This is a genomic window from Pseudomonas sp. K5002 (genome assembly GCF_013386655.1).
Lineage (GTDB): Bacteria > Pseudomonadota > Gammaproteobacteria > Pseudomonadales > Pseudomonadaceae > Aquipseudomonas.
Genome location: NZ_JACARK010001488.1, coordinates 1 through 1,313, shown reverse-complemented (window position 1 = coordinate 1,313; position 1,313 = coordinate 1). Strand labels below are relative to the sequence as shown.

1 protein-coding gene and 2 pseudogenes are annotated in these 1,313 nt (G+C 62.9%); 2 read left to right on the top strand and 1 reads right to left on the bottom strand.

The genetic code is table 11. From position 1 onward, the window contains the following. Positions 1-326: pseudogene (locus HX846_RS37415) on the bottom strand (AraC family transcriptional regulator); the annotation flags it as partial. Between the two features lie 245 nt (positions 327-571). Here HX846_RS37415 and HX846_RS37410 point away from each other — a divergent pair. Beyond that, positions 572-817: a hypothetical protein gene (locus HX846_RS37410; RefSeq protein ID WP_008432748.1), complete on the top strand. Its 246-nt coding sequence runs from the start codon at positions 572-574 to the stop codon at positions 815-817. Positions 818-1,095: 278 nt separating this feature from the next. After that, positions 1,096-1,313: pseudogene (locus HX846_RS37405) on the top strand (MFS transporter); the annotation flags it as partial.

Genomic DNA, 1,313 nt, shown 5'->3' with positions numbered 1-1,313 from the left:
AACAGGCGCGGGTCCCGGGGCAGCGGCAAGCCGAATGGTTCCTGGGGCAACCCGGCGATTTCATCAAGGATCACCTGGGCGATCCGTGACTGTGGCGGCTCGAGCAGCAGCTGGCTCCAGGTTGCCGCGCGCCTGACGGCTTCCAGCAACAAGGCCGACGTGGCGATAACGCACGTCTGTCGGGGCAGCCCTGCACATGCCTGGGGTTCGACATACACACTCCAGCCATCAAACGGCCCGTGGGAACGCAAGGCGTGGGAACAGTCGGGGGCAATCCACACCGCATGGGTGGCCGGTACTACCCAATGCTGGTGCGCCGCCTGCACCGACAACAACCCGCGCTGGGCTCCGAGCAATTGCCCGCGGGCATGCTGATGAAGGGCCGTGGTGCGTGCTACCGGACTGCTGCGCAACGTCGCCACCAGCAACGGACCGCCGGTCGCATTGGCGAGCTGGGCTGAAACGAGTGTTGACGGCATATGGCAGCTTTACCGTATTGGATGACCTGGATAAGGCAGTGTAGCCATTTGCGCACGCCCAGACTGCGGATTCATTCATTGAGGGCTCCGCCATGCGTGCAGAAGACGTGCTTCCCGACCATCTCGACCAAGGCCAATTCAATGGCGTGACCGTGCGCAAGGGCACGGTGGGCGCATTCCTCGCCAACGCCAGAACCTGGTGCGATCCGGCCACCCCGGACGAGCAGCGCTTGCTGGCCGAACAGGACATCCTGCAAGCCCTCCCCGCCCTGCAGGCCCTGGGCTTGTTTGAAGTGTTGCAGGTGCGGGATGGCAAACTGGCGCGGCTGCTGAAGTGAGAGGATCGGCCTGGAAGGTGGTAATCCGTCGCTGGAAGCCCGGGGTTCACCAGTTCTCGCGGGGATTACGCACCTTCCAGGCCACCTCGCACCTCAAGTGGTTACTTGTCCTACGAACTGATAGTGGTTGGAAAGGCCCGTCGCGTTCCCTGATCCTGGAAAAAATGTTTGGCCCTGTGTTCAGGCATGCCAAGGGAACCCGGCTCGCTCGATACGGCCTGATGTGCAAGGATGTTGCGCTGCACATCGTTCGTTGAACGCAAAACCAAGGATTTTTCATGACCGCCATCAGCACCCCAGCGCCCGTGGTACCCGGGCGGCTGGAACAAATGTCGACCCGCATCGCGTTTTTCATCGCCGGCTTCGGCATCGCCGCCTGGGCACCACTGGTGCCCTATGCCAAGGCCCGCGCCCAACTCAATGAGGGCACCCTCGGCCTTTTGCTGTTGTGCCTGGGGGTGGGCTCGATGATCGCAATGCCGGTCGCCGGGGCCCT